Genomic DNA, 23821 nt, shown 5'->3' with positions numbered 1-23821 from the left:
GGGCCGCGACCGGAGTTCCCGGTCGCGGCCCGCCGCGTGGTGCCGACTGCCGTCAGGCGACGGTGACGTGCTCGTTGGGCACGCAGTGCGTCATGTCCTTGCCGGTGACGTCGCGCGGACCGTTCTTGCCGAGGTTGGCCGCCCGGGCCAGCTCGTCCTCGGTGAGGGTCTGCGTCTGCAGCGGCTCGAGGCCACGCACGTCGTCGGCGGTGATGCCCAGTGCGTCGCCGACGCGCTGGCCCCACTCGTCGTCGCACATGAAGAAGTGCCAGACCATCCGCTCCTGGATCTCGCGGCGGCACTGCTCCAGCGCCCCGACCAGATTGGCGACCAGCTCGTCCTTCTCCCACTGCTCGGAGAGCTGGTAGCGCTCGCCGGCCTGCTGGTAGTCGTTCGTGCGCGGGATCCGCTTGCGGGTGAGCCGGCCGGTGATGACCGGCCCCTGCTCGTCGTGCGTCGGGTACTCCGCCTCGCGCAGGCCGCCGAGGATCGACGGCTCGTAGTTCACGTGCGGGTTGGTGCCCTCGGCGCGGTCCACGCCGTAGGCCATCGCGCCGTCGCGCTGGTTGGTGGCCACCTTCGCCTTGGGGGCGTTCACCGGCAGCTGCAGGTAGTTCGGGCCGACGCGGTAGCGCTGGGTGTCGGAGTAGGAGAACGTCCGGCCGACCAGCATCTTGTCGTCGGAGAAGTCCAGGCCGTCCACCAGCACGCCGGTGCCGAACGCGATCTGCTCGTTCTCGGTGAAGTTGTCCACCGGCATCCGGTTCAGCGTCATCGTCCCGACCTTGCGCACCGGGAAGAGCTCCTGCGGCCAGGTCTTGGTGTCGTCGAGCGGGTCGAAGTCCAGCTCCGGGTGCTCGTCGTCGCTCATGAGCTGGACGTACAGGTCCCACTGCGGGTAGTTGCCCGCGGCGATGGCGTCGTGCAGGTCCTTGGTGTGGGTGCCCAGGCTCTTGGCCTGCGCGGCAGCGGCGTCCGCGGCGCCCCAGGACTTCACGCCCTCGCGGGGGTACCAGTGGTACTTGACCAGGACGCTCTCACCGGCGGCGTTGAGCCACTTGTAGGTGTTCACGCCGAAGCCCTGCATGTTCCGGTAGTTGGCCGGGGTGCCGCGGGGGCTGAAGACCAGCGAGATCATGTGCATGGCCTCGGGGGTCTGGCTGAAGAAGTCGAACGCGCGCTCGGCGACGCTGGCCTCGAAGGTGACCGGGTCGGGCTTCTGCGAGTGGATGAAGTCCGGGAACTTGATGGCGTCCCGGATGAAGAAGACACCCAGGTTGTTGCCGACGAGGTCCCAGTTGCCGTCCTCGGTGTAGAACTTCACCGCGAACCCGCGGGGGTCGCGGGCGGACTCCGAGGAGTCGCGGCCGCCGGCCACGGTGGAGAACCGCAGGGCGACGTCGGTGCGCTTGCCCTTCTCCTGGAACAGCTTGGCGCGGGTGTACTTCGCGATCGGCTCGTCACCCACGGTGCCGTCGGCCTCGAAGTAGCCGAACGCGGTGATGCCCCGGGCGTGCACGACGCGCTCCGGGATGCGCTCCCGGTCGAAGTGGCTGATCTTCTCGAGGAACTGGTAGTTCTCCAGGGTCGCCGGGCCGCGTGCGCCCACCGTCCGCTGGTTCTGGTTGTCGTAGATCGGGTGGCCCTGACGGTTGGTCAGGACCGGGCGGTCGGCCTCGCTGGGAGCCGGGCCCTGCGACGAGACGTCGGTCATGCGGGTGTTCCTCCTCGGATGTCCTGCGCTTCGGACTGCACTGCTCCTGCTGCTGCCCTGCCCTGGCAGGGACCACACAGCCCCCAGAACACGACCTCGGCCTCGTCGACGACGAAGCCGGCCGCGTCCGCGGGGGTCAGGCAGGGGGCCGCACCGACGGCACAGTCGACATCGGCGACGGCGCCGCACGAGCGGCAGACCAGGTGGTGGTGGTTGTCGCCCACCCGCAGCTCGAAGAGCGCGGGCGCACCGGCGGGTTCGATCCGGCGGGCGAGCCCCACGGTGACCAGTGCATCCAGCACGCCGTAGACCGTCTGCGGCGACAGCGTGGGGTGCTGGGCACGGGCGCCGGTGACCAGGGTGTCGGCATCGGCGTGGGGGTGGGCGGAGAGGACGTCGAGCACGGCCAGCCGCGGTCGGGTGACCCGCAGACCTGCCTCGCGCAACCGGTGCGCCCACGTCGTCTCCATCGGTGCCCACTCAACCGCGTTGTTTTGAACTAGTCAAATCAAGGCGGCGATTTCCGGCGCCACGATCAGGTGACCTGATCGTGGCGCGTCCTCCCTCACCGCAGACGCTGAGGGAGGACGCCGCATGATCAGGGACCCTGATCCCCGCGGGTCAGGCGAAGACGATGGTGCGCGGACCCTCCACGATTACGCGGTCCTCCACGTGCCAGGTCACCGCTTGGGCCAGCACCTGCCGCTCGACGTAGCGGCCCACCCGGCGCATGTCCTCGACGGTCGCGCGGTGGTCAACCCGCGCGACCTCCTGCTCGATGATCGGGCCGGCGTCGAGCTCCGGGGTCACGTAGTGCGCCGTCGCCCCGATCAGCTTCACCCCGCGGTCGTGCGCGGCCTGGTAGGGGTTCGCCCCCACGAACGCCGGCAGGAAGCTGTGGTGGATGTTGATCAGCCGCTCCGGGAACCGGCTGCAGAAGTCGGCCGACACGATCTGCATGTAGCGGGCGAGGACCACGAGATGGACGTCACCGATGAGCTCCAGCGCACGGGCCTCGGCCTCGGCCTTGGTCGCCGGCGTCACCGGGACGTGGTGGAAGGGGATGCCCGCGGCGGCCGCGACCGGCGCCAGGTCGGGGTGGTTGGAGAGGACGGCGACGATGTCGGCGCGCAGGTCGCCGGCGCGGACGCGGTAGATCAGCTCCTGCAGGACGTGGTCGGCCCTGCTGACGAACACCGCCACGGTGGGGCGGTGCGCGGCCTCGGTGAGCCGCCAGGTGAGCTGCCACTCCCCCGCCACCGCGGCCAGCCGGTCCTCGAGCCCGGCCCGGCGGTCGGCCAGCCCGGCCAGCACGAACTCCAGCCGCAGGGTGAAGGTGCCGCCGCTGGGGTCGGAGGAGTGCTGCTGGGAGTCGGTGATGTTGGCGCCGGCCTCGGTCAGCAGGCCGCTGAGCAGGTGCACGATGCCCGGCCGGTCGGGGCAGCGGACGACCAGCCGTCCGACGTCGCTGGTGCTGGGGTCGAGCGGGTCGGCGGCGGACATGGCGGGAATCGTCCCAGACCGGGGCTCCCGGCCTGCTCAGACCTCCGGCAGCGGGGCGCGGGCGGCACCGGCGACGTCGAAGAGGTCGCCGTACTCCTCGACCCGGGCCAGGACGTCGTCGGTGGTGAACCGCAGCTCCGCCGGGTCCAGCGAGCCGTCGCGCACCGCGTCGACCTCGTCCCACCCGATCGGCGTGGACACCGTCGCACCGGACCGCGCCCGCAGCGAGTACGGGGCCACGGTGGTCTTGGCCCGGTTGTTCTGGCTCCAGTCGATGAGCACCTTGCCCGGGCGCAGCGCCTTCTCCATGCGCCACACCACCTCGTCGGGCGTCTCCGCCGACAGCTCCTGGGCCAGGAACTTCGCGTACCGGCTGGGGTGCTCCCGGTCGGCCGGCGCCTCGATCGGCGCGTACACCTGCATGCCCTTGGACCCAGAGGTCTTGACCACCGGGTCCAGCCCGTCGGCCTCCAGCCGCTGCCCGAGCCGCTCGGCGACAGCGCAGCACTCGGCGATGCCGGTCTCCGGCCCGGGGTCGAGATCGAGGACCAGGAGGTCGGGGAGCGCCGGCTGCCCGTCGTCGTCCACGCGCCATTGCGGCACGTGCACCTCGAGCGCGGCCAGGTTGGCCGCCCAGGCCAGATCGGCGGTCGACTCGAGGATCACCATGTCCAGGGTCTCCCGCCCGCGGGAGCTGCCGGGGCTGGGGATGGTCACCCGCCGGACCCACTCGGGAGCGTGCCGGGCGCTGTTCTTCTCGAAGAAGGTCTGCCCCTCGACGCCGTCGGGCCAGCGGGTGAACGTGACCGGCCGGCCGGCGACGTGCGGCAGCAACACCGGTGCGATGCGGACGTAGTAGTCGATGACCTGCGCCTTGGTGAACCCCACCTCGGGGAACAGCACCTTCTCCAGGTTGGACACCGACAGCGTGCGGCCGTCGATCTCGACCCGCTGCTTGGACGGGCTCACGGTTCGACCACCACGTCGTCGGGCTCCAGGTCGTCCCGCACGCCCTTCCACGACGGGTGCCGCAGCCGGTTCTCCGCCGTCCACACCGCGTAGGCCACCTCGCCGACCAGGTCCGGTTCGGCCCAGTGCGCGTCCCGCGTGATGTCCCGCGGCAGGTCGTCCTCGAACGGCGACGTGGCCCGCGGAGTGAGCACCCGCTGCAGGTCGCGCAGGTCCTGGGCGCTGAAGCCGGTGCCCACGTGCCCGACGTAGACCAGCCGGCCCTCGTCGTCGGGCACCCCGACCAGCAGCGAGCCGATGCCGCCGGCGCGCCGGCCCTGGCCGGGCCGCCAGCCGCCCACGACCACCGCCTGGGTGCGCACGTTCTTGAGCTTGCGCCAATCGGGGCTGCGCAGTCCCGGCCGGTACGGGGAGTCCAGCCGCTTGGCGACGACGCCCTCGAGCCCGTTCTCCTCGCTCGCCGCCAGCACGTCGGCGCCGCCGCCGGGAAACCACGGGGTCGCCACCCAGCGGTGACCGGCGAGACCGAGGGCGTCGAGCCGCGACCGGCGCTCGGCGTACGGGCGGGCCGTGAGGTCCTCCCCGTCCCAGGACAGCAGGTCGAAGACGAGGAAGCTGACCGGGCGTGCCGCGGCCATGCGGGGCACCTCGGGGCCGGTGCGGTGCATGCGGTTCTGCAGGGCGCCGAAGTCGGGGCGGCCGTCGGCGTCCAGGAGCACGATCTCGCCGTCGACCACGGCGTCGTGCCCGGCCAGGGCGTCGGGCAGCCGGGCCACCTCCGGATAGCGGACCGTGATCTCGGTGCCCTTGCGCGAGGTGAGCACCACGGCACCGCGGTGCACGGCCGCGACCGCCCGGACCCCGTCCCACTTGAACTCGTAGCCCCAGCGGTCGTCCTCCTCCGGCGGGGGCAGGACTCCCGCGGTGGCCAGCATCGGCAGCGGGGCCGGCGCAGGGCCCGGGGACGGCTCCGAGGACGGCGTGGCGTCGAGCTTGCGGACGTTCCAGGTGCCGTCGGCCAGCCGGTAGATGACGTAGCGGCCGGTCAGCCGCCGGCCGTCGAAGGTGACGGTGATGTGGTCATCGGCCCACTTCTCCGTCGCGTAGCGGCCGGCGTCCCAGATGGTCACCTCTCCGCCGCCGTACTCGCCGGCGGCGATGGTCCCGGAGAACGAGGCGTACTCCAGCGGGTGGTCCTCGGTGGGGACGGCGAGCCTGCGGGGCCCCTGCTCGGTGGGCGGCCCCTTCGGCACCGCCCAGCTCTTCAGGACGCCGTCGCGCTCCAGCCGCAGGTCCCAGTGGACGCGCTCGCCCGCCCGGCCGCGGGGCGTGTGGTGCTCGTGGACGACGAAGGTGTCGTCGTCGCCCACGGGCAGCGGCTGTCCGGCCGCGGGCACGGGTTCGGCGGTCCGCGCCGGGTCGCGCTTGGCGCGGTACTCGGCGAGCGGGTCGTCCTGCCGGCCGCGCGGGCGGGCCGGCACGTCAGGCGCTGCGGCGGGCGCGCTTGGCCGGTGGCTTGTCGGCGCCCGTGCTCTTCGCCGTCGTCTTCTTGGCGGCCGTCGTCTTCTTGGCGGCGGTCGCCTTCGCGGCCGGCTTCTCGGCGGGGGCCTTCGCGGCCGCCGCCTTCTTCGCCGGCGCCCGCTTGGCCGGGGCCTTCTTCGCGGGCTTCTCCTCCGCGGCCGCGTCGTCCGCCGCTGCGGCGTCGTCGGCACCGGCGTCGTCGGACCCGGCGGAGCCACCGCGGGCCCGCTCGACGCTGCGCCGCAGCGCGCTCATCAGGTCGACCACCGCGGCGCCGTCGTCGGGGACCTCCGGTGGCTGCTGCACGTCGCCACCGCTCTGCTTGGCCTCCAGCAGCGCGGTCATCGCCTCGCGGTAGTCGTCGGTGAACTCGGTCGGGTCGAACGCGCCCGACATCGACGAGATCAGCGCCTCGGCCATCTTCAGTTCCTGCGGCCGCACGGAGACGTCCTCGTCGAGGAACGCGAAGTCGGGACGGCGGATCTCGTCGGGCCACCGCATGGTGTGCAGCACGAGGATGCCGTCGCGGACGCGCATCGCCGCCAGGGACTCGCGCTGCCGGATCGCGATCTTGGTGATCGCCACCTGGCCGGCGTTCTCGAGGGCGTCGCGCAGCAGCACGTAGGGGCGCGTCGCAGGCCCGTCGGGCTCCAGGTAGTAGGTCTTCTCGAACTGGATGGGGTCGATCTCGGCCTGGTCGACGAACTGCAGCACCTCGATCTCCCGCCGGGTGCTCAGGGGGAGCCCGTCGAAGTCCTCGTCGGTCAGGATCACCACCTGGCCGTCGGGCAGCTCGTAGCCCTTGGCGATGTCGCGGTACTCGACCTCCTCGCCGTCGATCGAGCAGACGCGCTTGTACTTCACCCGGCCGCCGTCGGCGGCGTGTACCTGGTGGAAGCGGATGTCCTTGTCCTCGGTGGCGGAGTACAGCTTCACCCCGATGCTGACCAGCCCGAAGGACACGGCCCCGCGCCAGATCGATCGCATGCCGCCCCTTCCCGAGTGGGCCCCCACGGGAGCCCGGACCGACCCACGACCGGGTCAAGATCACACGATAGGTGCGCCGGGCCGCCCGCGGCAGGTCGGCGGACACGCCGCCTCCCCCGGTCGGAGGACACGGCGGGATAGCCCGACACGCCCGGCCGGTCAGGGCAGGCGCGCCGTCACTGTCCGTCCGCCTCCACGCCCTCGGGCTCGTCGTCCTCCACGGAACCGGTGAGGATGCCGTTCTGGATGGCGTCGTAGACGAACTGGAGGACGTCGGAGCCGGCCACCATGGTCATGGTGAGCGCGGCGAGCCGGGTGGCCTTCGGCGCGCTGACGTAGCCGAACACGAAGCCGGTGCCGACCCACTGGGCCAGGCAGAAGGGGCAGGTCAGCAGCTCCCCGACGGCGTGCTTGACGCCACCGTGCTCCCGGACCTCCTCGGCGACCTCGGCGTGGCCCGACGCTCCCTCGAACCGGACGAAGGGCGCGCGCAGCGGCGCGGTCACCGGGTCCTTGGCGATGCGCCGGGCGAGCCGGAAGGTGGCCACCGTCAGCAGGGCTGCGTCGCCGAACGGGATCCGCTCCGGGAGCTCCCTGCCCGAGACCCGCACCGCGGCGGCAGCCGCCGACACCAGGCCCACGTAGACGCCCATCGCGCCGAGGTCCGCGCCGAGCGGCCGTAGCTCGCCGTCGGTGTACTCCCGCTTCTGCGTGCGGGCCCACCGGCGGACCGGTGCCCCGATCCGTTGTACCTCGTCTGCGATCGCCATGGCCCCGCGCTACCCCCGCCGTCGGCACGGCATGCCCGGAGCCGCCATCCGTGCCGAGGGACACGCGACGCATGGCCAGGGAGGTCACGGGTAGGGCCGTGGTCCGACGCCGGTCCCAGCGGCCGGCCGCTGCGTCCCTCCGGGGACGACGAGAGCGGGTGCACCCGCCCGACGAACGGAGAACCGCATGACCGACCCCGGCACGACCGACGGCACCACGCAGACCGAGGGGCAGACCGCCCGGGACATCTTCCCCGAGGACGACGGCATCCCCGAGGTGGCGCAGGACGACTCCCCCACCATGCAGCGCGCCGAGGACCCCCAGTTCGAGGCGCTGCCCGGCGAGCGACCCACCGCCACCACCGACTTCGGCACCACCGCGTCCGAGCAGGCCGAGGGCGAGTCGCTCACCGGCCGGCTGGACCGCGAGCTCCCCGACGACGGTGCCGACGTCCGCCCGGCCGAGGACCCGGAGCGCGCCGACGTGCAGCTCGAGCAGGACCTGAACACCACGCCCGACAGCGACTCGGGCACCAACCGCACGGCGGACGACATGGAGGCGACGGGCGACGCGGTGATCGGCGGCGAGGGCCCCGAGGAGTCGGCCGTCCACGTCACCGACGGCTGATCGGCCCACCTCCTCCCACCCGCCCGGGCGGACGCGGTCGGGCGCCGCGATCTTCCCGGGCGGGTTGGCGCGTCCGCGTCCGGTTGTCTACGTTGAGTCAGCGGTTGAGCAGGCAGCCGCACCGGAGCAGGTCCCACGAGGGCCGGTTCCGGCCGCGTCGACCACGCGCGGAACCGGGGTGATCCATACCCCGCGACGCGTCAGCGGTAGATTGACCGGGCGGTGCGCCGCCGCGCCGCCGCCGAGAGGAGCACCGTCCGTGACCACTTCCGACCTGCCCGCCGAGGGGCAGCCCGACGTGTCGAGCGAAGGCACCGAGGCACCCTTCGACGACGTGATCACGCTCTCCACCTCCACCGATGAGGACGGCGTGGTGACGGTGAAGGTCGTCGGCGAGGTGGACACCTTCACCGCTCCGGTACTGCGTTCGACGCTGGACAGCCAGCTCGAGCAGTCCCCGCGCGAGCTGGTGATCGACCTGTCCGGCGTCCAGTTCCTGGGCTCGGCCGGCCTGGCCGTGCTCGTCGAAACCCAGAAGTCCGCCCGCAGCCGTGAGGTCGCCCTGCGCCTCATCGCCACGACCCGTGCCGTCACGCGGCCGCTCGAGGTGACCGGGCTGATCGACCTCTTCACGATCGCCGACAGCACCGCACGCTGAGCTGAGGTAACGAGGAAGGGCCCCGCCGGATCCGGCGGGGCCCTTCCTCGTCCCCCGGCGCCCTCAGGCGGACAGCAGCTGGCAGACGGCCTGCTCCAGGAGCCGTTGCGCGTCCCGGTCCGCCTCTGCCTCCGCCGCCTCCCGGAGGGCCTCGGCCACGGTCTCACCGTGCTCGAACCGGTCGACCACCCGCGGGTCCACGTAGCTGGCCTTGCACACCGCCGGGGTGTTGCCCAGCTGCTCGCTCACCTGCCTGTAGGCGGCGCTGACGATCTTCTTGCGCGCGGTGCGCGACGTCGGCGGCGCCGCCTCGGCCAGCTGCGCCGCCATCAGCACCGTGGCGTTCCAGGTCCGGAAGTCCTTGGCGGTGATCTCGGCGCCGCTGATCTCCTTGAGGTAGGCGTTGATCTCGGTGCTCGTCACGTCCCGCCAGGTGCCGTCCTCGACCTGGTAGGCCAGCAGCTCCTCCCCCGTGCCCTCGGGGCGCTCGAGCAGCTGCCGGACGACGGTGGCCGTGGGCCGGTCGGTCAGCTCCACCTCGCGTTCGATGCCGCCCTTGGCGGTGTAGGAGAAGAACGTCCGCTCCCCCCGCACCCGGACGTGCTCGCGGCGCAGCGTGGCCAGCCCGTACGTGCCGTTCTCCTCGGCGTACTGCTCACTGCCGACGCGGAAGGCGCCGAGGTCGAGCAACCGGATGGCCGTGGCCAGCACCCGCTCGCGGTTGAGTCCCCGGGTGCGCAGCGCGGCGGTCACCTCGTCCCGGACGTCCGGCAGCTGGCGCGCGATCTCCAGCACCCGCTCGTGCTTCTCGGCGTCCCGGCGCGCCCGCCACTGGTCGTGGTAGCGGTACTGCCGCCGCCCGGCCGCGTCCACACCGGTGGCCTGGATGTGACCGTTGGGCCACGGGCAGATCCAGACGTCCCGCCAGGCCGGGGGGATGGCCAGGCCGCGGATCCGGTCCAGCCGCTCGTCCCTGATCAGCGCGCCCTCGGTGTCGAAGTAGGCGAAGCCCCGCCCTGCCCGCCGACGTCCGTAGCCGGGCCGGTTCACGTCGCTCCGCCGCAGTCTCACCGCCGGAGGATGGGCACGGGGACCGGCGCGCAAACCCTGGCGGGCGCGCCGTCACCCGTCAGCGGAGGTCGACCAGGCCGCCGAGGCCGCTGACCTCCAGCACGGAACGGGTCACGCCGCTCTCGGCGGCGTGCACGGCCAGCCGCCACCCCTCGTCCCGCGCGATCCGCGCCATCGCAAGGACGACGCGCACCGCGGCACTGCTGAACAACGTCACCTCGTGCAAATCCAGCTCGACCTGCACGGTGCCGCCGTGACTGGCCTCCAGCAGGCGTATCCGAAGCTGCCGGGCGCATGCCTCGTCCACCGCTCCGGTGGCGCGGACGACCGGCCGCGGGCCGTCCCGGTCGACGACGACGGTCGCACTCTCCGCACCGGCCGCCGACGACGGCTCGGGCTCCTGGCTGCGCCGGAGGCGCACCGACAGCGTCACCGTGGTGCCGTTCCGGTCGTGCAGCGAGACGGTGTCGACGAGCTGGCGCATGATCAGCAGCCCCCGCCCGCGGTCGCCCGGATCGCGGTCGGGCGCCCGCCAGGTCCCGTCGTCGTGGATGGTGACCGACAGCACCCCGTCGGCGTCGACCGCCGCCCGCACCGACATGGGGCCCGGCTCCGTGCCGCGGTAGGCGTGCTCGGCGGCGTTGGCGCACGCCTCCCCCACGGCGGCCATCACGCCGACCCGGTCGTTCTCGCCCATGCCCAGCGCGGTCAGCCACGCGCTGAGCCGGCGCCGCACCGCCGGCAGCGACGCGGGCACGGCCACGAGGTCCAGCTGCAACGGTTCCAGGGCGGTCGCGCGACGGTGGGCCACCAGCACGGCGACGTCGTCGGGCCAGTCGTGCGGCGGCCGGACCGACTCGGCGATCGCCACGGCGAGCCCGGACGCGGTGCCCGGGTCGCCCGCACCCGGCCGGCCCAGCACCTCCCGCGAGGCGGCGACCAGCCGGTCCAGCGCGACCGCGTAGTCGCTGCCGGCCCCGGCGAGCGCCCCGTTGGAGAACAGCACGAGGGTGGCGCCCTGCGGGAGCTCGTACTCGTGCACCGGAGTCTCCGCGCCGGGCATGCTGCCCAGCGGCGGACGCGGCGTCACCGGGAGGAAGGAGGCGCTGCCGTCCCGCCGGACGACGAGAGGGGCCGGGTGCCCGGCGGTGGTGTAGGACAAGATGCCGGTGGCGGAGTCGAGCACGCCGTAGAACACCGACGCGCCCTCGACGTCGTCCATCGGAGCCGCGAAGGCGTCCAGATCGGCCAGGACTGCCGGCGGGGAAGGATCGCGCAGCGCCGTCGAGCGCATGGCCCCGCGCAGCCGGCTCATGGCGCCCGCGGCGGCGACGCCGTGGCCCACCGCGTCGCCCACGACGAGGGCGACCTTCCCGTCCCCGAGCGGGACCGCGTCGTACCAGTCACCACCGGCGGCCCGCACCGAGGTCGCCTGGTGGTAGCTCCCGGCCAGGGCCAGGTCGGGCAGCATCGGGAGGAACGGCGGCAGGAGCGAGGACTGGGCCGCCTCGACGGCGTGGGCATCCGGCACCGGCCAGGGCGAGGCGTCGGGGCCGTCGTGCTCGATGACGGCCATCGCGCCGCGTTCGCCCGCGAAGGACATGGCCCGGACGACGACGGTCACCGGGGGCCCGTCCGGCCCCAGCGGGCCGCGGACCGTGTCGGCCCGTCCCGTGCTGGTCACCGCGTCCACCACTCCGGCCAGCGGCCGGCCGTCGACGGGTGGCAGCCGTTCGAGGTCGGCGCCCAGGCGGCGGGCGCTGGCGTTGGCCCAGATCGTCCGCCCCGCGCCGCCCACGCAGTAGATGGCGGCCGGAGCCGTCTCCATGCCCGCGAGCACCGCAGCGGCCCCTTCCGCCCCGAGGACGGGCGGAGGGGTTGACAGACGTTCCTGGTGGGTGCTCATTCCATGGCCAGGGAACAACAGGCCCCTCGCCTCGGCAACCGCGCCGCGGCAGGCCTCCGCGGGGTGGGCCACCGCACGTTTCGCCCGCTGCGTGCGGTGGGTAGTAGGCGCCGTCGGCGTTCGCGCGCCGAGGGCCTGCTGGGCCTCGACCAGGTCGGCGGGGCAGGATGGACGCTGCGCGGCTCGACAGCCGAGTGCGCCGGGACGAAGGAGCGGATAACGGATGGTGGACTCGAGGGGTGCCCTCGCGCAGGACGGGCGGCGTGCGGAACGGCTGGAGCTGCGGGTACCCATCACCCCCATGCAGCTCCCGGCGGTCCGCGCGATGGCCGGTGACCTGGCCATCCGGATGGACTACGACCTCGACAGCGTCGAGGACCTCCGCCTCGCCGTCGACGAGGCCTGCGCGACGCTCGCCAGCATCGTCGCCGGTGACGCGCCGCTGACGGTGGTCTTCGAGACCACGCGCTCCGGGCTGCACATCGAGGCCTGGGTGCCCACGACCGCGGGCGTCGACGTGCCGCGGGACGGGTTCGGCTGGGCCGTGCTGGCCACGCTGGTCGACGCGGTCGAGGGCCGCCCGGCCACCCAGGACCAGGTCCCCGGCGGGGACGGCTCCACCGCACCGGTCGCCGTGATCACCATGGACAAGTTCCTCCCGGGTCAGCGTCCCGCCGAGCTCGCGGGCGGGGCGGGGCAGAACCTCTCGGTGGCCCGATGACCCGGTCTCCCGCCACCGACCCCGCGGGGATCACGGTGGGCCCACGGGACGGCGTCACGCCCGAGCCGCGCGAAGCGCCGGAGGTGGACGTGACGGCCGGTGCCCGGCCCGACGCCGCCGACGTCCCCGTCTCGGAGCTCGCGGCTGCGGCCGAGACGCCCGCCGAGGGCGTGGCCGCCGAGGGCATGACCGCCGACGAGGCCCCGGCCACGGAGGATGCTCCGCCGATCTCGGACAACCGGCGCCGCGCCCAGCGCACCGCGCCGCTGTTCGCCGAGCTCGCCACGCTGGAGAAGGACGACCCGCGCCGCGAGCGGCTGCGGGAGATCCTCGTCGAGGAGCACCTGCCGCTGGTCCGGCACTTCGCCCGCCGGTTCAGCAACCGGGGCGAGCCCTTCGACGACCTGCTGCAGGTCGGCACGCTGGGCCTGATCGCCGCGATCGACCGGTTCGACCCCACCCGCGGGGTGGAGTTCCTCTCCTTCGCGGTGCCGACGATCACCGGTGAGATCAAGCGGCACTTCCGCGACCAGGGCTGGTCGGTGCGCGTGCCGCGCCGGCTCCAGGAGCTCCACCTGTCGCTCAACGCGGCGGTGGGCGAGCTGGCGCAGAAGAACGGCCGCGCGCCCACGCCGAGCGAGCTGGCCCAGCACCTGGGCATCCCGCGCGAGGAGGTCCTCGAGGGCCTCGCCGTCGCCAACGCCTACCGCAGCAGCTCGCTGGACGAGCGGCTCTCCGGCGACGACGACTCCCCCACCCTGGCCGCCACCCTGGGCGAGGAGGACGCCGCGCTCGAGGGCGTGGAGTACCGGGAGTCGCTGCAGCCGCTGCTGGCCACCATCCCGGCCCGCGAGCGCCGCATCCTGATCCTGCGGTTCTTCGGCAACATGACCCAGTCGCAGATCGCCGCCGACATCGGGATCTCGCAGATGCACGTCTCGCGGCTGCTGTCCCAGACGCTGGCCAAGCTCCGCGAGGGCCTGCTCAAGGACTAGAACACCGACCGTTGAACGCAGATGGCCCAGAACCCGGCGGGTTCTGGGCCATCTGCGTTCAACGCTTCGGAGGTGCCGGCGTCAGCCCTGCTGCGGGTCGCTCTCGCCGAACTGCTCGCGGACGTCGGGGTCGGCAGCCGGCCCGCTGTCCCGCACGTCGCGGGTGAGCTGCGACAGCGGCGGCGGCGCGGGCACGGCGGGCGCGGAGTCGCTGATGCTCGTCATCTCGATCTTCGCCTCGGGCTGGTCAGCCGCCCGCGGGAGCTGCGACTCGAACCAACTGCTCGTGTCGATCCCGCCCTCGGGAGGAGCGGTGCGCCCGTCGCCCGAGGGCTCGACGTCCATCCAGGACTTGCCGCCCTCGGCGCCGCCGAGGCTGGCCAGCCCCTCGAGGGCCTTGCTGAACTCGCTGGGGACGATCCACATCTTGTTGGCGTCGCCCTGCGCGATCTGCGGCAGCGTCTGCAGGTACTGGTAGGCCAGCAGCCCCTGGTCAGGCTTCCCGTCGTGGATGGCCTGGAACACCGTCTCGATCGACTTGGCCTGCCCCTGCGCCTGCAGGAAGAGCGCCGCCCGCTCGCCCTCGGCGCGCAGGATCCGGCTCTGCCGCTCGGCCTCGGCCTCGAGGATGGCCGCCTGCTTCCGCCCCTCCGCGGAGAGGATGGCCGAGGCTTTCTCGCCCTCGGCGGTGGTGATGGCCGACTGCCGGGCACCCTCGGCGGTCAGGATGATGGCGCGCTTGTCGCGGTCGGCGCGCATCTGCTTCTCCATCGAGTCCTGGATGGAGGGCGGCGGGTCGATGGCCTTGATCTCCACGCGCGCGACCCGGAGGCCCCACGGTCCGGTGGTCCCGTCGAGGACCTCGCGCAGCTGGCTGTTGATGCCGTCGCGGCCGGTCAGCGCGCCCTCGAGGTTGAGCCCGCCGACCACGTTGCGCAGGGTCGTGGTGGTCAGCTGCTCCATGCCGGTGATGTAGTTAGCGATGCCGTAGACGGCCAGCTTCGGGTCGGTGACCTGGAAGTAGACGACCGTGTCGATGCCGACCTGCAGGTTGTCGGCGGTGATCACCGGCTGGGGCGGGAAGGAGATGACCTGCTCGCGCAGGTCGATCGTCGCGCGCACGCGGTCGACGAAGGGCACCAGGATCGACAAGCCGGGCGTGAGCGTGCGGCTGTAGCGGCCCAGCCGCTCGACGACCTTGGCCTGGGCCTGCGGCACGATGGTCACGCTCTTGGCGAGCACGACTATCAAGAGCAGGGCGACGACGATCAGCGCGATCAGAGCGGGGTCCACGGGGGGCTCCTTCGTCGGGGGCGGTCGGAGCCGACCCTTTCACGTCCCGCAGCGCCGGTCACGCGGCCGGCCGCCGGTTCACTCCAGCGCGTCGCCCACGACCGCGGTCGCGCCCTCGATCTGCAGGATGCGGACGGTCGTGCCGACGGCGAAGGCCTCACCCTCGTACTGGGTGCGGGCCGACCACTCGTCGGAGCCCAGCCGGATCCGGCCACCGGCCGCGTCGACCGCACGGGTGACCGTGGCCGTGCGCCCGACGAGCGCGTCCACGCCGTCCAGCTGCAAGGGCGTGCGCTCGGTCAGGTGCCGCTTGGCGATCGGCCGGACGACGGCGAGCAGCGCCAGCGAGACGACGATGAAGGCGAGCAGCTGGAACGCCACCGCGCCGCCGGCGAGCGCGACGCCCATCCCCCCGAGCGCGCCGCCGGCGAACATCAGCAGGACCAGGTCGAGGGTGAGCATCTCGCCACCGGCGAACAGGCCGGCGGCGATCAGCCAGAGCAGCCACGCAGCCATGGCCGGAGTCTGGCAGAGCCGAGGGCCGGGCGTGGGACGGCACACGCCGCGCGCCCCGGCGGGACGATGCCCCGGCGGGACGATGCCCCGGCGGACCGATGCCCCGCCGACGTAGCCTCGCCCGGTGCACGACTTCCCCGCCGGCCGCCTCGCAGTGTGGGCCACCGCCTGGCTCACCGGCCGCACGTCCTTCGACGAGGCCCTCGACGCCGTCACCGGCGACACCGCCCACCGGGTGAGCGGGCTGCCCGGCACCGACGGCGCCGTCCCCCTGGGCGAGGCGCTCGCCGCGCTGCGCCGCCTGGGCGAACGCCGGCTGCGGCTGGTGCTCCCCGCCCCCGGCGACGTCCGCGGCCTGCCCGCGGCGCCCGGACTGGCGCCGGTCGCGCTGGAGGCGGGGCAGGCCGCCGTCGGCGACCGGGTCGTCCTCGTGCCCGAGCCGCTCGGCCCCGAGGTCCTGCAGTGGACGGCGTTCCCGCTGGACGGCATCGCCCCGCCGCCCCCGCCGGTCGAGGGCACGCTGCGCGCCGCGTCCGGGGCGCTCGACCTCGCCGTCACCGACTCCGCCCGCACGCTGGCCGAGCTGGACCTCGCGCGCTGGCATCCCGAGGTGCCCGGGCTGCTCGCCGGCCTGGCCCGCCCGAAGCCGGCGCCGGGGCTGCCCGACGACCACGACCCGCTGGCCCTGGCCATCCTCGGCCGGGCCCTGCGCGTGGCCGCCGTCCTCGACCTGGCCCTGGCCGACGCACCGGGCGGCGCGGTCAACCAGGCACAGGCCGCCCGCCGCGACGCCGTCCTGCGTCCCCTGTCCGGAGCCGTCCGCGAGGCGGTGACCGCGGCGTACAACGCGCTGCCCCGCTGACCGTCGGACCCGGTGCTGCATGGTCATGCAGAGTCGTGAATACTTGTGCTCGTGTCCAAGGTGCTCACGTCTCTCCCGGTCGGCGAACGCGTCGGCATCGCGTTCTCCGGCGGTCTCGACACGTCGGTGGCGGTCGCGTGGATGCGCGACAAGGGAGCCGTGCCCTGCACCTACACCGCCGACATCGGCCAGTACGACGAGCCCGACATCGGCTCGGTGCCCGGCCGGGCCACCGCCTACGGCGCCGAGCTCGCGCGGCTGGTCGACTGCCGCGCCGCGCTGGTCGAGGAGGGCCTGGCCGCGCTGACCTGCGGCGCCTTCCACATCCGCTCGGGCGGGCGCAGCTACTTCAACACCACGCCGCTGGGCCGCGCCGTCACCGGCACGCTCCTGGTGCGCGCCATGCTCGCGGACGACGTGCAGATCTGGGGCGACGGCTCCACCTACAAGGGCAACGACATCGAGCGGTTCTACCGGTACGGGCTGCTGGCCAACCCGGGGCTGCGGATCTACAAGCCGTGGCTGGACGCCGACTTCGTCACCGAGCTGGGCGGACGCAAGGAGATGTCGGAGTGGCTGGTCGCCCACGACCTGCCCTACCGCGACAGCGCGGAGAAGGCCTACTCCACCGACGCCAACATCTGGGGCGCCACCCACGAGGCCAAGACCCTGGAGCACCTGGACACCGGCATCGAGACCGTCGAGCCGATCATGGGCGTGCGGTTCTGGGACCCGGCGGTGGAGATCGAGCCGGAGACGGTGACGATCGGGTTCGAGCAGGGCCGCCCGGTGACCATCGACGGCAAGGAGTTCGACTCGGCCGTCGACCTGGTGATGGCGGCCAACGCGATCGGCGGGCGGCACGGCCTGGGCATGTCCGACCAGATCGAGAACCGGATCATCGAGGCCAAGAGCCGCGGCATCTACGAAGCACCCGGCATGGCGCTGCTGCACATCGCCTACGAGCGGCTGGTCAACGCGATCCACAACGAGGACACCCTGGCCACCTACCACTCCGAGGGCCGGCGGCTGGGCCGGCTGATGTACGAGGGGCGCTGGCTGGACCCCCAGGCGCTCATGCTCAGGGAATCGCTGCAGCGCTGGGTCGGCATGGCGGTCTCCGGTGAGGTGACGATCCGGCTGCGCCGCGGCGAGGACTACTCGATCCTCGACACGACCGGTCCGTCGTTCAGCTACCACCCGGACAAGCTGTCGATGGAGCGCACCTCGGACTCCGCCTTCGGCCCGGTCGACCGGATCGGCCAGCTGACCATGCGCAACCTCGACATCGCCGACTCCCGGGCGCGGCTCGAGCAGTACGCGCGGATCGGCATGGTCGGCGGGTCCACCACCCATGCCGCGATCGGCGCCGCGCAGGCGGCGTCCACCGGGCTCATCGACGCCTCCGAGGCCGGCGGCGCGGAGGCGATCGCCTCCCGCGGCGAGGTCTCGCGGCACGACGAGCTGCTCGACCGCGCGGCGATGGAGTCCGGCACCGACTGAGGGGGCTCCCTCTCCCCCACCCCTCGCGTCCTGCCTCCGGACGGGGCCGAAGGCCCCTCCGACGGCGCACGGGGCTCGCTAGCGTGCCGGCATGACCGAGCAGCTGACGATGAACCGGGTCATCCACGCCGCGGTGCGGCGCGACCTGGAACGCCTGACGGACGCACTGGGTCGCATGGAGGACGGCGACCTGCCCCGAGCCCGGGCGCTGGACCGCGCCTACCGCAACCTGCACGACGAGCTGCACCACCACCACGTGGGCGAGGACACCCACGTCTGGCCGATGCTCGCCACGGTGGGCGTCGACCGGGGCCTGCTGGAGACCATGGAGAGCGAGCACGCCGCCATGGCGGAGGCGCTGGCCGCGACGGGTGCGGCCATGGCGGCGCTCGCGGACAGCGGTCGCGCCGCCGACGCCGCGGCGGCCCGGGACAGCCTGCTGCGCACGCGGGACGTCACCGAGCGCCACCTCCGGCACGAGGAGACCGAGCTCGAGCCCCTGCTCGCCCCGCACCACGACAGCCCGGAGTGGAAGGCCGTCGAGAAGAAGCTGCGCAGCCAGCCGCTGCCCGTGACGGGGCGCTTCTTCGCCTGGCTCACCGACGGCATGAGCGCGGAGCACCGCGCGTTCCTCAAGCAGACGGTGCCCTCGCCGGTGGTCACCGTGCTGTCGAGGACCTTCGGCCGCCGCTACCACAAGGAGATCGCGCCGACCTGGCGCTGACTGCCGGGCGGCAGCGGACGCCGCTTCGCGGAGTCGTTCGTGCTGCTGGGGTCCTGCAGCACCCCAGCAGCACGAAGAACGCCCTCGGAGCCGAGGGCGGGGAGGGCCTGGCTCAGGCGGTCGGGCGCGGACGCGGCGGTACGAAGCAGCAGTTGGCGGGGCAGTTCGTGCCCAGCCGCGGCTCTCCCCCGGCGCGGCGCTCGGCGAGCAGCTCAACCAGCGAGGCGACGAACGCCGGGTGGGTGCCGGCCGTCGCGGCGCGGGCGAACGCGAGCCCCAGCTCCTCGGCGGTCTCCTTCGCCTCGTTGTCGAGGTCCCAGATCACCTCGAGGTGGTCACTGACGAACCCGACCGGGAACAGGACGACGGCCTTCTCCCCCGCCTGCGCCAGCGCCTTCAGGTGGTCGTTGACGTCGGGCTCCAGCCAGGGCACCGACGGCGGGCCGCTCCGGCTCTGCCACACCAGGTCGAAGTCGCGCCCGGGCGCCACCAGGTCGACGACCTGCCGCGCCGCCGCCTGCAGCTCGGCCTCGTAGGCGTGACCCTGCGGACCGGCGACGGCGGCCATCGAGTCCGGGATGCTGTGCGCCGTCGCGACCAGCCGGGCGGAGTCCCGCACGTCGTCGGGCAGCTCGGCCAGGGCGGCGGCCAGCGCGTCGGCGTTGGCCCGCACGAAGCCCTCGGCGTCGAAGTAGTGCGGCAGCTTCTCCGCGGTCGGCCCACCGGCGGCGCCGGCGTCCCCGGTCATCGCGGCACGGGCCCGGGCGACGTCCTCGTGGTACTGCCGGCAGCCGGAGAAGGACGCGTAGGCCGACGTCGCCAGGACGTAGGCGTGCTGGATGCCGTCGTCGGCCATCTGCTGCCAGACGTCCTCGACGTAGGGCGCCCAGTTGCGGTTGCCCCAGTAGACCGGCAGCTCGATCCCGGCCGAGCGCAGCCCGCCCTCGAGTGCGGCGAGCAGCGCCTTGTTCTGGTCGTTGATCGGGCTGACGCCGCCGAAGTGGTGGTAGTGCTCGGCGACCTCCTCGAGCCGCTCGCGCGGGATGCCACGGCCCCGGGTCACGTTCTCCAGGAACGGCATGACGTCGTCATGACCCTCCGGGCCGCCGAACGAGAGCAGCAGCAGGGCCTCGCGGCGTCCGGCCGGCGCCGGTGCGGACGACGGCTCGGCGCCGCCGTTGTTGCGGACGGCCAGCGAGGGGTCCTCGTCGGGACGCTGACCGGCAGGGGTGATGTCGACGATGGCGCGGGGCACGTGGGTTCTTTCCTGTTGCTGGGTGGCTCTGGATGCACGTCCGCGCCGCCGGCGCGGAGACGGCTGTCACACGCCTACGGCGTGGAAGCCTCCGTCGACGTGGACGATTTCTCCGGTCGTGGCGGGGAACCAGTCGGAGAGCAGCGCGACGACGGCCTTGCCGGCGGGCTCGGTGTCGGTGACCGACCAGCCCAGCGGCGCGCGGCCCTCCCAGGCCTCCTCGAACTGCGCACTGCCGGGGATGGACTTCATGGCCATGCTGCGCAGCGGGCCGGCGGCGACGATGTTCGACCGCACGCCCTCGGGGCCGAGCTCGCGGGCGACGTAACGGGAGGTCGATTCCAGGGCCGCCTTGGCCGCGCCCATCCAGCCGTAGACCGGCCAGGCGACGGTGGCGTCGAAGGTGAGCCCGACGACCGAGGAGGGGTTCGCCAGCAGCGGTCGGCAGGCCTGGGTGAGGGAGGCGTAGGACCAGGCCGACACCTGGAAGGCCGTGGCCGCGTGCTCCCAGGCGACCTCCGGGAAGCCCTCCCCCATCGCCTCCTGGGGCGCGAAGCCGATCGAGTGCACGACGCCGTCGAGGGTGTCGACGCCCTGCTCGCGGAGCCGGTCGGCCAGCGAGCCGAGGTGCTCGGTGTTCGTCACGTCCAGCTCGACGACGGCGGCCTCCTGCGGCAGCCGCTTGGCGATCCGCTGGCACAGCGACAGCGCGCGCCCGAAGTTGGACAGCACGACGGTGGCGCCCTGCTCCTGGGCGATGCGCGCCGTCGCGAAGGCGATCGACGCCTCCGTCAGCACGCCGGTGACCAGCACTGTCTTCCCCGCCAGGATGCCCATCAGTACTCCACCTCAGGTCCGGTGCCGCTCGGGGCCAGCGCCCCGCGAAAGATCCCCATCAGTGCCCCATCCCCAGTCCGCCGTCGACCGGGACGACCGCCCCGGTGATGTAGCCGGCCGCGTCGCTCGCCAGGAAGCGCACGACGCCGGCCACCTCCTCCGCGGAGGCGTACCGCCCCAGCGGCACCTGCCCCAGGATCTCCTGCTGCCGGGCCTCGGGCAGCGCCGCGGTCATGTCCGTGGTCACGAAGCCGGGCGCCACCACGTTGGCGGTGATGCTGCGGCTGCCGAGCTCGCGGGCGATCGAGCGGGCCAGGCCGACCAGGCCCGACTTCGACGCCGCGTAGTTCGTCTGTCCCGCCGAGCCGAGCAGGCCGACGACGGACGACACGAAGATCATCCGCCCCGAGCGGGCGCGGACCATCTTGGCGCTGGCCCGCTTGGCGACCCGGTAGGCGGCGGTGAGGTTGGCGTCGAGGACGTCGGCGAAGTCCTCCTCCTTCATCCGCATGAGGAGGCCGTCGCGCGTGATGCCTGCGTTGCTCACCAGCACCTCGACCGGGCCCTGGTGCGCCTCGATCTCGGTGAAGGCGCGGTCGACGTCCTCGCTGCTGGTGACGTCGCACTGCACGCCGAAGAGCCCGTCGGGGGCGCCGCTGCCGCGGTGGGTCACCGCCACGGCATCGCCCTGCTCGGCGAACGAGCGGGCGATGGCCAACCCGATGCCCCGGTTGCCGCCGGTCACCAGCACCGATCTGCCCACGTGCACTCCCCTGCCGACGACACCGTTGTCCTGGATCGAACCTATCCCCTGGTCGCAGGTCACACCGCCTACCGGCGGGTAGGGGCCGGCCGCGGTCCCACGGTGGAGCCGGCCACCACCGTGTCGCGCCCGGTACCGCGCCGCACGGCGGTGGCGGGGCCTCCACGGCGGTAGCCGTCCCGGATGTCGGGACGAGGCGCCTCAGGGGTGCCGGTCGCGCCGCAGCCAGCCGCCGCCGTACAGGGCCCAGAGCACGAGGAGCGGCTGGAAGAACAGCCGGACCAGCCGCTTGCGGTCGGTGTCCAGGCCGAAGGCGTCGGTGCCCTCGAGGTACTGCGCGACGTTGCCGGGGAAGATCGCGATGAAGAACGCCGCGAGCAGGGCGCCGACGAGCCGCTTCCGCGTGGGCAGCGCGATGAAGGAAGCGCCCAGCGCGATCTCCGCGACCCCCGAGCCCAGCACCGTCAGGTCCTCGTCGACGGGGAACCACCCGGGCACCTGCGCCTGGAACTCCTGCCGTTGCCTGGTCAGGTGCAGCACCCCTGCCCCCACCATCGTCGCGCCGAGCAGCAGGCGGGCGGCGGTGCGTGGCAGGGAGGTCACGGCGCCACCCTAGGCAGGGCTCGTTGACAGGCCGGGCGCCCCGGCCGTAGACAGCCGGGATGGAGAACGAGGCACAGCACCGCGTGGCGCTCGAGGTGGCCGACGGCGTGGCGACCGTCCGGCTGGACCGGCCCGAGAAGATGAACGCCCTGGACACGCCGATGTTCGAGGCGATCGTCGCCACCGGCCGGGAGTTGATGGAGCGCGACGACGTCGGTGCGGTGGTCCTCACCGGCGCCGGGCGCGCCTTCTGCGCCGGCCTGGACTTCAGCGGGTTCGCCGCCATGGCCGAGCGGAGCGGACCGCGCGAGGTCGTGCCCCGGGAGCCGCTCGGCGCGGCCGGAGTGCTGGCCCAGCAGGCCGTCCACGTGTGGTCGCTGGTGCCCGCACCCGTGATCGCCGCGGTGCACGGCTACGCCTTCGGCGGCGGGCTGCAGATCGCCCTCGGGGCCGACATCCGGCTGGTCGCCCCCGACGCGCAGCTGTCCCTCATGGAGATCCAGTGGGGCATCTGCCCCGACATGTGCGGCACCCAGCTGCTGCCCGAGCTCGTCGGCCGCGACGTCGCCAAGGAGCTGGCGCTGACCGGGCGCCGGGTGTCCGGCACCGAGGCGGCGCGGCTGGGGCTGGCCACCCGCGAGGAGGCCGACCCGCTGGCCGCCGCCCTCTCCCTGGCCGGCGAGATCGCCGGGCACAGCCGCAACGCGACCCGGGCGGTCAAGCGGCTGGTCGACCTCGCCGGGCGGGTGCCGCTCGCCGAGGGATTCGCCGCCGAGCAGCACGAGATCGGGCAGCTCATCGGCTCGCCCGAGCAGGCCGCCGTCGTCCGCCGCCGCCTGGGCGGCGGCGCCTGACCGCCGTGCGCTGACGGCTCAGAGGTTCCGGCCGCAGGTGGGCCAGGCGCCCCGTCCCTGCCCGGCGAGCACCTTCTCCGCGACGGCGATCTGCTGCTCCCTCGTCGCCAGATCGGCCCGCGGGGCGTAGGCGGCGCCGCCGTAGCCGGTCCAGGTGCTCTGCGAGAACTGCAGGCCGCCGTAGTAGCCGTTCCCCGTGTTGATGCTCCAGTTGCCGCCGGACTCGCACCGCGCCACGGCGTCCCAGTTCCGACCGGCGGACGGCGGCGGGACGACCGCGACCGGGGGCGGCGCTGCAGCAGGTCCCCGGGCGGGCGACGGCGCCTCCCGTGCCGGCGCGGGCGCGGGCGCCGGCACCGGCGACGGCGACGGTTGCCGTGGCGGTGGTGTCGCCGATGGCGCCGGCGGCGGTACGGCCCGTGCGGCGGTCTGCTCGCGCTGCAGGTCCACGATCGTCGTCCGCGCCGACTGGAGCCTGGCCCGCAGCGCGGCGTGCCGCGTCTCGAAGGCAGCGGTCGCCCGGCGCGCCTCCGCCTGCGCCGCCTGCGCGGAGGCGAGTGCGGCCGAGGCCTGCCGCTCCCGTTCCGCGGCGTCGGCGAGGGCGGCTCCGGCCGCGGCTGCGCTCCCGTCGGCGTCGTCCCGGACGGCGGTGAACCGGTCGACGACGTCGGACCGTCCCTGGCCGGCGGCATCGAGGAGCGCCGCCCGCTCGATCATCTGCGCCGGGCCCCCGGACGTCAGCAGCGCCCGCATCCCCGCGGAGGTGGTGCCGTCCATGTAGCTGCGCCGGGCGAAGGCCGCCAGCTCCGTCCGCGCGGCGTCCACGGCGGACGCGGCACCGTCGGCGGCGGCCCGGGCACGCTCGGCGGCCGTCCGCGCCGCGTCCAGCGCGGCCCGCTCGGCGTCGTACCGGCCGAGGGCAGCCGCGGCGGCGGCCTCGGCGGTGTCCAGCTCCGCCTGCACGGCGCCTTCCTCCGTGAGCAGCTCCGTGACCTGCGCGGCGGCCTCGTCGGCGGCCCGCTGCGCGGCGGCGACCTCGGCGTCGCTGGGCGCCGCGGCCGCCGTGCCGACGGCCCCGACCACCGCGAGGGCGGCGACCACGGCGACGGCGAGCGAACGGCACACCGTCCGTCGCGATCCGCTGTTCCGGTGCACCCGCCCACCCCTC

At 73.7% G+C, this 23821-nt stretch carries 24 protein-coding genes; 8 read left to right on the top strand and 16 right to left on the bottom strand.

Annotated elements, in window-relative coordinates; genetic code table 11:
* Positions 1-52: 52 nt before the first annotated feature.
* From ACI793_RS17840 to ACI793_RS17810, 7 genes are all read right to left on the bottom strand, one after another.
* Positions 53-1714 (bottom strand): catalase, encoded by a 1662-nt coding sequence (locus tag ACI793_RS17840; protein ID WP_456607717.1) that lies wholly within the window; start codon positions 1712-1714, stop codon positions 53-55.
* Positions 1711-2184 (bottom strand): Fur family transcriptional regulator, encoded by a 474-nt coding sequence (locus tag ACI793_RS17835; RefSeq protein ID WP_456607716.1) that lies wholly within the window; start codon positions 2182-2184, stop codon positions 1711-1713. The genes ACI793_RS17840 and ACI793_RS17835 overlap by 4 nt, the downstream gene beginning before the upstream one ends.
* A gap of 151 nt (positions 2185-2335) precedes the next feature.
* Positions 2336-3217 carry a formyltetrahydrofolate deformylase gene (purU, locus tag ACI793_RS17830; RefSeq protein ID WP_456607715.1) on the bottom strand — a complete coding sequence of 294 codons (882 nt, stop codon included), beginning with the start codon at positions 3215-3217 and terminating at the stop codon, positions 2336-2338.
* Positions 3218-3253: 36 nt separating this feature from the next.
* The gene (gene ligD / locus ACI793_RS17825) at positions 3254-4186 is read right to left on the bottom strand and encodes a non-homologous end-joining DNA ligase (RefSeq protein WP_456607714.1); all 933 of its coding nucleotides are present in this window, start codon (positions 4184-4186) and stop codon (positions 3254-3256) included.
* Complete coding sequence (ligD, locus tag ACI793_RS17820) at positions 4183-5667, bottom strand: non-homologous end-joining DNA ligase (protein WP_456607713.1); 1485 nt, start codon at positions 5665-5667, stop codon at positions 4183-4185. The genes ligD (ACI793_RS17825) and ligD (ACI793_RS17820) overlap by 4 nt, the downstream gene beginning before the upstream one ends.
* 1 nt (position 5668) lies before the next feature.
* Positions 5669-6694, bottom strand: coding sequence for a non-homologous end joining protein Ku (gene ku, locus ACI793_RS17815; RefSeq protein WP_456607712.1), 1026 nt, complete (start codon positions 6692-6694; stop codon positions 5669-5671).
* 176 nt (positions 6695-6870) lie between these two features.
* Entirely contained in the window at positions 6871-7464 is a 594-nt protein-coding gene (locus ACI793_RS17810; RefSeq protein WP_456607711.1) for a DUF1360 domain-containing protein, read from the bottom strand.
* Positions 7465-7651: 187 nt separating this feature from the next.
* Here ACI793_RS17810 and ACI793_RS17805 point away from each other — a divergent pair, with 187 nt between their 5' ends.
* Complete coding sequence (locus tag ACI793_RS17805; RefSeq protein ID WP_456607710.1) at positions 7652-8092, top strand: hypothetical protein; 441 nt, start codon at positions 7652-7654, stop codon at positions 8090-8092.
* 259 nt (positions 8093-8351) lie between these two features.
* On the top strand, positions 8352-8750 hold the full coding sequence (locus ACI793_RS17800) for an STAS domain-containing protein (RefSeq protein ID WP_311344105.1): 399 nt from the start codon (positions 8352-8354) through the stop codon (positions 8748-8750).
* A gap of 63 nt (positions 8751-8813) precedes the next feature.
* On the opposite strand, the gene ACI793_RS17795 is transcribed toward ACI793_RS17800, so the two are convergent.
* Together ACI793_RS17795 and ACI793_RS17790 are read right to left on the bottom strand one after the other, a co-directional pair.
* A complete protein-coding gene (locus ACI793_RS17795; protein WP_456607709.1) occupies positions 8814-9821 on the bottom strand; it encodes a DNA topoisomerase IB in 1008 nt (335 codons plus the stop codon).
* A 58-nt stretch (positions 9822-9879) separates the two neighbouring features.
* Positions 9880-11649 (bottom strand): SpoIIE family protein phosphatase, encoded by a 1770-nt coding sequence (locus tag ACI793_RS17790; RefSeq protein ID WP_456607708.1) that lies wholly within the window; start codon positions 11647-11649, stop codon positions 9880-9882.
* 301 nt (positions 11650-11950) lie between these two features.
* Between ACI793_RS17790 and ACI793_RS17785 the strand changes: the two genes are divergently transcribed.
* Positions 11951-12448, top strand: coding sequence for an ATP-binding protein (locus ACI793_RS17785; RefSeq protein WP_456607707.1), 498 nt, complete (start codon positions 11951-11953; stop codon positions 12446-12448).
* Positions 12445-13443 carry an RNA polymerase sigma factor SigF gene (locus tag ACI793_RS17780; RefSeq protein WP_456607706.1) on the top strand — a complete coding sequence of 333 codons (999 nt, stop codon included), beginning with the start codon at positions 12445-12447 and terminating at the stop codon, positions 13441-13443. Before ACI793_RS17785 ends, ACI793_RS17780 begins: the two co-directional genes overlap by 4 nt.
* 81 nt (positions 13444-13524) lie before the next feature.
* Here ACI793_RS17780 and ACI793_RS17775 read toward each other — a convergent pair whose 3' ends face one another.
* Positions 13525-14736: an SPFH domain-containing protein gene (locus tag ACI793_RS17775; RefSeq protein WP_456607705.1), complete on the bottom strand. Its 1212-nt coding sequence runs from the start codon at positions 14734-14736 to the stop codon at positions 13525-13527.
* 78 nt (positions 14737-14814) lie between these two features.
* Positions 14815-15252, bottom strand: a complete 438-nt coding sequence (locus ACI793_RS17770; RefSeq protein ID WP_456607704.1) for an NfeD family protein — start codon at positions 15250-15252, stop codon at positions 14815-14817.
* A gap of 124 nt (positions 15253-15376) precedes the next feature.
* Between ACI793_RS17770 and ACI793_RS17765 the strand changes: the two genes are divergently transcribed.
* The 3 genes from ACI793_RS17765 (at position 15377) to ACI793_RS17755 (ending at position 18341) form a co-directional block, all read left to right on the top strand.
* A complete protein-coding gene (locus tag ACI793_RS17765) occupies positions 15377-16114 on the top strand; it encodes a hypothetical protein (RefSeq protein WP_456607703.1) in 738 nt (245 codons plus the stop codon).
* Positions 16115-16165: 51 nt separating this feature from the next.
* Positions 16166-17617 (top strand): argininosuccinate synthase, encoded by a 1452-nt coding sequence (gene argG / locus ACI793_RS17760; protein WP_456607702.1) that lies wholly within the window; start codon positions 16166-16168, stop codon positions 17615-17617.
* Positions 17618-17708: 91 nt separating this feature from the next.
* Positions 17709-18341: a hemerythrin domain-containing protein gene (locus ACI793_RS17755; RefSeq protein ID WP_456607701.1), complete on the top strand. Its 633-nt coding sequence runs from the start codon at positions 17709-17711 to the stop codon at positions 18339-18341.
* A 112-nt stretch (positions 18342-18453) separates the two neighbouring features.
* Here ACI793_RS17755 and ACI793_RS17750 read toward each other — a convergent pair whose 3' ends face one another.
* From ACI793_RS17750 to ACI793_RS17735, 4 genes are all read right to left on the bottom strand, one after another.
* On the bottom strand, positions 18454-19596 hold the full coding sequence (locus ACI793_RS17750) for a ferrochelatase (RefSeq protein ID WP_456607700.1): 1143 nt from the start codon (positions 19594-19596) through the stop codon (positions 18454-18456).
* 66 nt (positions 19597-19662) lie between these two features.
* On the bottom strand, positions 19663-20433 hold the full coding sequence (gene fabI / locus ACI793_RS17745) for an enoyl-ACP reductase FabI (RefSeq protein ID WP_456607699.1): 771 nt from the start codon (positions 20431-20433) through the stop codon (positions 19663-19665).
* A 58-nt stretch (positions 20434-20491) separates the two neighbouring features.
* Positions 20492-21196 carry a 3-oxoacyl-ACP reductase FabG gene (fabG, locus tag ACI793_RS17740; RefSeq protein ID WP_456607698.1) on the bottom strand — a complete coding sequence of 235 codons (705 nt, stop codon included), beginning with the start codon at positions 21194-21196 and terminating at the stop codon, positions 20492-20494.
* A gap of 201 nt (positions 21197-21397) precedes the next feature.
* Positions 21398-21799 carry a DoxX family protein gene (locus tag ACI793_RS17735; protein WP_456607697.1) on the bottom strand — a complete coding sequence of 134 codons (402 nt, stop codon included), beginning with the start codon at positions 21797-21799 and terminating at the stop codon, positions 21398-21400.
* Between the two features lie 59 nt (positions 21800-21858).
* Here ACI793_RS17735 and ACI793_RS17730 point away from each other — a divergent pair, with 59 nt between their 5' ends.
* A complete protein-coding gene (locus ACI793_RS17730; RefSeq protein WP_456607696.1) occupies positions 21859-22653 on the top strand; it encodes a crotonase/enoyl-CoA hydratase family protein in 795 nt (264 codons plus the stop codon).
* A gap of 18 nt (positions 22654-22671) precedes the next feature.
* Here the strand turns inward: ACI793_RS17730 and ACI793_RS17725 are convergent, their stop codons facing one another.
* Positions 22672-23778 (bottom strand): transglycosylase family protein, encoded by a 1107-nt coding sequence (locus ACI793_RS17725; protein WP_456607695.1) that lies wholly within the window; start codon positions 23776-23778, stop codon positions 22672-22674.
* Between the last annotated feature and the right edge of the window lie 43 nt (positions 23779-23821).

The organism is Blastococcus sp. SYSU DS0617 (assembly GCF_054051075.1).
The sequence above is the reverse complement of the archived record's forward strand: the minus strand, read 5'-3'. Positions and strand labels throughout refer to the sequence as shown.

Bases quoted from the DNA above. Each gene is read 5' to 3' on its own strand.
- ACI793_RS17785 (WP_456607707.1), top strand. From the start codon at position 11,951: ATGGTGGACTCGAGGGGTGCCCTCGCGCAGGACGGGCGGCGTGCGGAA.
- ku (WP_456607712.1), bottom strand. From the start codon at position 6,694: ATGCGATCGATCTGGCGCGGGGCCGTGTCCTTCGGGCTGGTCAGCATC.
- ACI793_RS17755 (WP_456607701.1), top strand. From the start codon at position 17,709: ATGACCGAGCAGCTGACGATGAACCGGGTCATCCACGCCGCGGTGCGG.
- fabI (WP_456607699.1), bottom strand. From the start codon at position 20,433: ATGGGCATCCTGGCGGGGAAGACAGTGCTGGTCACCGGCGTGCTGACG.
- ACI793_RS17835 (WP_456607716.1), bottom strand. From the start codon at position 2,184: ATGGAGACGACGTGGGCGCACCGGTTGCGCGAGGCAGGTCTGCGGGTC.
- ACI793_RS17840 (WP_456607717.1), bottom strand. From the start codon at position 1,714: ATGACCGACGTCTCGTCGCAGGGCCCGGCTCCCAGCGAGGCCGACCGC.
- ACI793_RS17770 (WP_456607704.1), bottom strand. From the start codon at position 15,252: ATGGCTGCGTGGCTGCTCTGGCTGATCGCCGCCGGCCTGTTCGCCGGT.
- ACI793_RS17790 (WP_456607708.1), bottom strand. From the start codon at position 11,649: ATGGAGACGGCTCCGGCCGCCATCTACTGCGTGGGCGGCGCGGGGCGG.
- purU (WP_456607715.1), bottom strand. From the start codon at position 3,217: ATGTCCGCCGCCGACCCGCTCGACCCCAGCACCAGCGACGTCGGACGG.
- ACI793_RS17730 (WP_456607696.1), top strand. From the start codon at position 21,859: ATGGAGAACGAGGCACAGCACCGCGTGGCGCTCGAGGTGGCCGACGGC.
- ACI793_RS17780 (WP_456607706.1), top strand. From the start codon at position 12,445: ATGACCCGGTCTCCCGCCACCGACCCCGCGGGGATCACGGTGGGCCCA.
- ACI793_RS17810 (WP_456607711.1), bottom strand. From the start codon at position 7,464: ATGGCGATCGCAGACGAGGTACAACGGATCGGGGCACCGGTCCGCCGG.
- ACI793_RS17805 (WP_456607710.1), top strand. From the start codon at position 7,652: ATGACCGACCCCGGCACGACCGACGGCACCACGCAGACCGAGGGGCAG.